Annotated in this window: 6 protein-coding genes, 1 pseudogene and 2 riboswitches; of the genes and pseudogenes, 4 read left to right on the top strand and 3 right to left on the bottom strand. The window is 36.0% G+C overall.

Annotated elements, in window-relative coordinates; genetic code table 11:
* Positions 1 to 33: 33 nt before the first annotated feature.
* Positions 34 to 456, bottom strand: a pseudogene (locus M663_RS0113380) (homoserine dehydrogenase); the annotation flags it as partial.
* A 67-nt stretch (positions 457 to 523) separates the two neighbouring features.
* A riboswitch (SAM riboswitch) is annotated at positions 524 to 634 on the bottom strand.
* 188 nt (positions 635 to 822) lie between these two features.
* Positions 823 to 930, top strand: a riboswitch (TPP riboswitch).
* Between the two features lie 45 nt (positions 931 to 975).
* On the opposite strand from M663_RS0113380, the gene thiC reads away from it, so the two are divergent.
* From thiC to M663_RS0113365, 3 genes are all read left to right on the top strand, one after another.
* A complete protein-coding gene (gene thiC / locus M663_RS0113375; RefSeq protein ID WP_029689291.1) occupies positions 976 to 2274 on the top strand; it encodes a phosphomethylpyrimidine synthase ThiC in 1299 nt (432 codons plus the stop codon).
* An 85-nt stretch (positions 2275 to 2359) separates the two neighbouring features.
* Entirely contained in the window at positions 2360 to 2518 is a 159-nt protein-coding gene (gene rd, locus M663_RS0113370; protein ID WP_003867480.1) for a rubredoxin, read from the top strand.
* Between the two features lie 257 nt (positions 2519 to 2775).
* Positions 2776 to 4140 carry a Na+/H+ antiporter NhaC family protein gene (locus M663_RS0113365; protein ID WP_009052804.1) on the top strand — a complete coding sequence of 455 codons (1365 nt, stop codon included), beginning with the start codon at positions 2776 to 2778 and terminating at the stop codon, positions 4138 to 4140.
* A gap of 12 nt (positions 4141 to 4152) precedes the next feature.
* Here the strand turns inward: M663_RS0113365 and M663_RS0113360 are convergent, their stop codons facing one another.
* Positions 4153 to 5397, bottom strand: a complete 1245-nt coding sequence (locus M663_RS0113360; protein WP_029689290.1) for a 6-phosphofructokinase — start codon at positions 5395 to 5397, stop codon at positions 4153 to 4155.
* Positions 5398 to 5580: 183 nt separating this feature from the next.
* On the opposite strand from M663_RS0113360, the gene M663_RS0113355 reads away from it, so the two are divergent.
* Complete coding sequence (locus M663_RS0113355) at positions 5581 to 6096, top strand: DUF2148 domain-containing protein (RefSeq protein WP_012269029.1); 516 nt, start codon at positions 5581 to 5583, stop codon at positions 6094 to 6096.
* Between the two features lie 28 nt (positions 6097 to 6124).
* On the opposite strand, the gene M663_RS0113350 is transcribed toward M663_RS0113355, so the two are convergent.
* Positions 6125 to 6752 (bottom strand): transketolase C-terminal domain-containing protein (locus M663_RS0113350; RefSeq protein ID WP_029689289.1); only part of this gene is annotated, 628 nt, incomplete at its 5' end.

The raw sequence follows: 6752 nt of genomic DNA, 5'->3' as shown, positions 1-6752 counted from the left end.
ACTTTCACCGCCAAGTTATCGCCCATGCCGGGCGTCAATTTGATGCAGTATAGGTATAGCCCCACCTACACTTGCCTCACATTTTAGAAATACTCTATTCTTTTCTGCTATTTCATTTAATTCTTCTCCATGCTTAGCTATCAATTCTTTATTTGCAGTGATTACATGCTTCCCTGAAGCCAAAGCCTCCTTCACATATTCGTAAGCTGGAGAAATACCTCCTATTGCTTCAATAACTATTTTTATCTCTTTATCTTTCAAAATTTCTTCAGCATTTTGGGTAAGTAGTCCTTCTACCTTCACTTTCCTTGGCTTATTGAGATTTTTCACGAGTATCTTCTTTATCTCAGGATAAACCCCTGTACTCTCCCTTATATGACCTCCTCTTGAAGTTATCAATTTATATACTCCTGTTCCTACTGTTCCAAGTCCTAATAATCCGATTTTTATTTTCATGTCACACCTCCAAATAAATTTTTAGGCCCTCTTCTCAATGAGAAGAGGGCCTAATAATCCGCCACTCCTCTCATCTCTCAGGTTAGACACCCTAACCTGCAGGATTTGGCACCAGACGCATATAAATGCCGGTTGCCGGGTTTCATCGGGCCAGTCCCTCCACCACTCTTGATAAGAGGTTTGTGTGTAATATTATATTCAATTTTGCATGTTGTAATCTATGTTATCACTTTGAAACTGTAAAGTCAAGAACTTTTTTTTGTACTCTTTCTTAAATTTTTTCTAAATTATAATATACGCCGATTTTTTTTAGTGGTATAATAATATTGTATAATATTTATACCCTATCGATTATAAAAATTTAATATTTGCCACATGGGGTGCCGGCGTAACCGGCTGAGAAAAAGGTGTTGCCTTTTAACCCATCGAACCTGTTAGGTTAGTACCTGCGTAGGGATGTGGTCATCTGCCATGGCTATAATCCCCATGGTTTATTTATTTTTTAAGGAGGTTTTTATTATGACACAATTGGAATACGCCCTTTCAGGCATTGTCACAAAAGAGATGAAAATAGTCGCAGAGTATGAAGGAGTAGACGAAGAATTTATTTTAGAAGGAGTTAAAAAAGGAGAAATAGTAATACCATCAAACATCAACCACAAAAACCTCATTCCCAAAGGCATAGGAAGGGGTTTATCGACAAAAGTAAATGCCAATATAGGAACCTCTGATGCATACCCTGAAATTGAAAAAGAAATTGAAAAATTAAATGTTGCTGTAAAAGCTGGAGCAGATGCGGTAATGGATTTAAGCACAGGGGGCGACATTAACCAATCTCGTAGAAAAATACTTGAAAATTCCCCTGTCCCTGTAGGAACTGTCCCTATGTATCAAGCAGCTGTAGAATCTATATCCAAATACGGTAGCATTGTAGCTATGCCTGAAGAATTTATTTTTGAAGTTATAGAAGAACAAGCAAAAGACGGGGTTGATTTTATTACAGTCCACTGTGGTTTAACATTTGAATCATTGAAAAAGCTTAAAGACAACGGCCGAGTGATGGATATAGTAAGCCGCGGTGGCTCCTTTACAATTGCTTGGATGCTCCATAACAACAAAGAAAATCCTTTGTATAAACATTTTGATAGACTCCTTGATATTGCTAAAAAATATGACATAACTCTAAGCTTAGGAGATGGACTGCGTCCAGGTTGTCTTGAAGATGCTACAGACGCAGCACAAATTCAAGAACTTATAATCCTTGGCGAATTGGTAAAGAAATCTCGAGAGGCAGGAGTTCAAGTTATGGTAGAAGGACCCGGGCATGTGCCAATTGACCAAATTGAAGCAAATGTAAAACTTCAAAAACAACTTTGTCATAATGCTCCTTTTTATGTGCTTGGCCCTATTGTGACTGATATAGCTCCTGGTTATGACCACATAACTTCAGCAATCGGAGGAGCAATTGCAGCAGCTTCTGGTGCTGATTTCCTTTGCTATGTTACACCCGCTGAACATCTCGGACTTCCAGACAAAGAAGATGTCAAAGAAGGCGTTATTGCAGCAAAAATTGCCGCCCATGCTGCAGATATCGCAAAAGGCGTAAAAGGTGCTAAAGAAAAAGATTTAACTATGGCTAGAGCTAGAAAAGCCTTAAACTGGGATGAGCAAATAAAGCTTTCTATAGACCCTGATAAAGCTTTTAAATATCGCATCAATAAAAACATATCTACAGCCAAAACTTGCAGTATGTGCGGAAAATTCTGCGCTATGAAAATTGTCAGTGAGTACCTTGGAACTTCAGCTATGACTTGCTAATACCTTTGCCTTATTTACATTCCCCCCTTGATTTTCTTTGCTAATTTCTGCTATAATAAAGGAAAACATCAAGGGGGTAATTTTTATGGAAAAGTGGCAGTGCACAGTATGCGGGTACATATACGATCCAGAAGAAGGAGACCCATCTCAAGGAATTGCACCAGGAACACCTTTTGAAGAATTGCCTGATGATTGGGTTTGTCCGGACTGTGGAGTAGCAAAAGATATGTTTGAAAAAATGTGAGGGAGCAATTGCTCTCTCTTTTTATTGATTTTTAATAAGATTCATATTATTATAGTTGTATGAAATAATTATGCTCAAACAAAGATATAATCAAACTGTGGAGGGCGTGTAATTTTAATGAGTGAAGGTTTTAGGAGGTTAACTCCTGAAGAAGCACCCGATGCTTTGTTATAAAGTTAATCAAAAAAGCAAAAAATATAGAAATTCACGTAATACCTTATAAATAACTTCTTCATTACTAAAAGGAGCAGTGAAAAATGGAAAACAAATTTGGAATCTCACTTATAACTTTTTTGTTGATTTTGGCCATAACCATGACAATGGTATTAGTTTTTCACCAACCTCCCTATATACCGCTTTTTATAAGCTATATAATAACCTTTGCTATTGTTTTGATAAACGGTTTTTCGCCTCAAGAACTTGTCAATATGTCAATTGATGGATTTAAAAAAGGTATAAATGTGATGATTATACTCCTTTTGATAGGAGCCCTAGTTGCCTTGTGGAAACAGAATGGAACGCTTCCGGCTCTTGTTTACTATGCCTCCCACTTTTTAAAACCACAAGGTTTTCTATTATTGTCTTTTATCACAACCTCTATTATCTCAATGATTTTAGGTACAGCTGTAGGAACCGCCAGTACTATTGGAATAGTAATAATGGGATTAGCCCATGGCTTTGGCTATCCTCTTCCAATAGTTGCTGGTGCAGTAATATCCGGTTCTTTTATAGGAGATAGGACCTCTCCCCTTGCAGGAAATGTCATTCTTCTGTCGGATATGGGAGAAATTGAGCAATACAATGTACTTAAATCTCTTTTTAAAACTGCAATTCCTACTTATATATTAACTGGTTTATTGTACTATCTTTTAAGTCTTCACATTAATATTTCTTCGCCCTACACTTTTGACAATCTTGCAGCTATAATTTTGAAAAATTATAAAATAAACTTCTTCTTGTTTTTAGCTCCTATAATGATTATAACCTTAGCTTTTTTTAGAATTCCTACAAAGATAAATCTTTCAATTGCTGTCCTTCTCTCCTACTTTGTCTCTTTACTAAATGGTTATAACCTTATAGATTCTTTAAAAGTCATTATGATGGGAAATGTATCTAATATTCCAGAATTTAAATCTTTCTTTTCAGGAGGAGGTATGGTTTCAATTTTCCCAATGATAGGAGTAGTAACCTTTGCTACCGCTCTTTCTGGAATATTAGAAGGGACAGGAATTATAAAAGCAGTTTTTAAAAAAGCTCAAAAAATTAAAAACCCTAAAATTGCCTATTTGGTCACAATGTTATTAAGCACTTTAATGGCAGTAATAACTTGCAATCAAGCCCTTTCTGTAATTTTACCTTCCCGCATAATGTTAGAAGTGTTTAGAAATCTTAACGTAAAAAGTGATATGATGGTAAGAGCAATAGCAGATTCAGGCATGATACTTGCCGGCATAATACCCTGGAATTTAGCAGCAATGTTTCTTTCTGCAGTTTTAGGAGTAAAAGTCATTGATTACCTTCCCTATGCTTATTTAAATCTATTATTCCCTATATTATCAATACTTATCGTGTTTATAGAAAGTAATAAACAATATAGCAATGTTCTAATGGAAGAATTTTAAAAAAGCAGGATTTTATTCCTGCTTTTTTATCGCATATTTTAAGTTTATATAATAAGGTAACCCTTCTGCCATAGGGACCTTCACTTCTCCTTGTATAAGGGGTCTTGCATAATCAAAAAATTCTTCAGTAACATAATTACCTTCTTCATTTATCCAATTTAAAGGCATTTTTTTCTCCTTGTTACACACTTTATCAACATCTACAATATCCGTTTTAACAGTGTATGGGTAATTTCTTTCTCTTACAAGACTTATCATTTTCCCGGTTTCACCAAATAACGCATACTTTACTGCTTCCTTCCCCAACATCTCAGCTTCTTCAAAATCCACTTTAGATGCCAAGTGCATTGCACATCTTTGCGTTACACCAAGTCTGGTCATTTTGACACGTTTATATATTTTCTCTTTTACAAGCTTTTCTATATAGTCTCCTACTCCTCCCAGTTGAGGATGACCAAAAGCATCTTTATGATAAGCATTTTCTTTTCTTCCAATGTAATTCCCTTTTTCATCCATAAGTCCTTCTGATACAGTTATAAAGACATTGCCATATTCCTTATAAGCTTTATTTACATCCTCTAAAAATCTTTCCTCATTAAAAGGTATCTCAGGAAGATAAATAAGTTGTTTCAAATGGGGCAATCTTTCTTTAACCAAAGCAGAAGAAGCGGTAAGCCAACCTGCATTTCTGCCCATCACTTCGAGTACGTTAATTGTTTTAGTCTCATACACTTCCGCATCTAACGCAAGTTCTAAAGTAGTTGTGGCTATATATTTTGCCGCACTTCCAAAACCAGGAGAATGATCTGTAAACATCAAATCGTTATCAATAGTCTTAGGAATTCCAATTACATTTATTTCAAAACCTATTTCTCTTGCATATTTACTGATTTTGTCAACGGCATCCATAGAATCATTGCCACCTATGTAGAAAAAATATTTAATGTTGTATTTCTTAAAAATTTCTATTAACTTTTTGTATTCCTCTTCATCCTCTAAATAGTCTTTTAGCCTATATCGGCACGACCCTAATGCAGCCGCAGGGCTAAATCTCATTTGTTTTATTCTTTCATAGGGAATATCAAATATGTCAATAATATTGCCTTTTATTATACCTTCTATGCCGTTTATCCCACCATAAACTTTGCCAATTTTCTCCGAGCGCGAAGCTTCCATTATAGCTCCATACAGACTGGAATTAATAACAGCTGTAGGACCACCTGATTGTGCTATAAGACAATTGCTTTTAGTATACATAATATACCCCCATTGTGATATTCTATTATAAATTGTAAAGTAATTCAGATATATTATATCACAAAAAGAAATATAATAATAATTTTCGATAAAATTTTATCAACCCTTCTTGCAAAAAGTAAAAAAATATAGGAAAATTATAATAAATAACGCATTCATCTTAAAAATACGGAGGGAAACATTATGGATGTAATTGAATTAGCTGCTCATTTGATGGCATTATCAGCGAGAACAGCGCCTAAAGCAACTGGAAAAGACTTTATAGAGACAAAAGTTATCACAGGTGAAGACCTTATAAGATTAAAAGAGGATATGATGAAATATGGAGAAGAATCCGGAAAGAAAAATTTTGACAGGGATGCAAAAAACGTCGCTAACTCCAGTGCAGTACTTTTAATTTCATTAAATAAACCAGAAAAAGTTGGACTAAATTGCGGCGCTTGCGGTTATAATCTTTGCACTAGTCTAAGGGATTTTAGAGAAGGTACAGAATTTGCAGGTCCCATATGTGCATGGAGGCTCATCGACTTAGGAATAGCAGTAGGGTCTGCAGTTAAAACCGCCAGTCTCTTGAATGTGGATAATCGAGTTATGTATAGAATAGGTGTAAGTGCAAGAAGGTTAAAATTAATTGAAGGAGAGATTGTGGTAGGCATTCCTCTTTCTGCTACAGGCAAAAACATATACTTTGATAGATAAAAAATGCCAGGTTAAATCCTGGCATTTTTTAAAATGACTTAGCTGCTTTTACAATATCCTCCGCTGTCAAACCATAATGTTTTAAAAGCTCTTTAGGTGAACCCGATTGTCCAAACTCATCTCTTATTCCAATTCTCTTTATCTTCACTGGATATTCCTCTGAAAGAACCTCTGCTACCGCCGAACCAAGCCCACCTATTATGCTGTGCTCTTCTGCTGTTATAACTTTGCCCGTCTTTTTAGCTACTTCTACTATTAAATCTTTGTCTATCGGCTTTATTGTGTGTATATTGACAACTGTCGCCTCTATTCCCTCTTCTTTTAGTTTATCTGCTGCTTCAATCGCTATGGCCACCATTACCCCCGTTGCTATTATCGCTACGTCTTTTCCTTCTCTTATTACTTCACCTTTCCCTAATTCGAATTTGTAGTTTTGGTCATGTATATCTGGTACTGCCATCCTCCCCAGCCTTATGTATACTGGTCCATAGTGTTCTGCCGCCGCAAATATGGCTTGTCTTGCTTCTTCTGCATCGGCAGGGTTTATCACTACCATCCCTGGTATTCCTCTCATAAGGGATATGTCCTCTATTGATTGATGGGTCGCCCCGTCTTCTCCTACTGTTATACCAGCATGGGTTGCCGCTATTTTTACA

This window comes from Thermoanaerobacter sp. A7A, from assembly GCF_000445185.1.
GTDB lineage: Bacteria > Bacillota > Thermoanaerobacteria > Thermoanaerobacterales > Thermoanaerobacteraceae > Thermoanaerobacter.
The sequence above is the reverse complement of the archived record's forward strand: the minus strand, read 5'-3'. Positions and strand labels throughout refer to the sequence as shown.

Excerpts from the sequence above, each read along its gene's own strand:
- thiC (WP_029689291.1), top strand. The coding sequence starts at position 976 with ATGACACAATTGGAATACGCCCTTTCAGGCATTGTCACAAAAGAGATG.
- M663_RS0113355 (WP_012269029.1), top strand. The coding sequence starts at position 5,581 with ATGGATGTAATTGAATTAGCTGCTCATTTGATGGCATTATCAGCGAGA.
- M663_RS0113360 (WP_029689290.1), bottom strand. The coding sequence starts at position 5,397 with ATGTATACTAAAAGCAATTGTCTTATAGCACAATCAGGTGGTCCTACA.
- M663_RS0113365 (WP_009052804.1), top strand. The coding sequence starts at position 2,776 with ATGGAAAACAAATTTGGAATCTCACTTATAACTTTTTTGTTGATTTTG.
- rd (WP_003867480.1), top strand. The coding sequence starts at position 2,360 with ATGGAAAAGTGGCAGTGCACAGTATGCGGGTACATATACGATCCAGAA.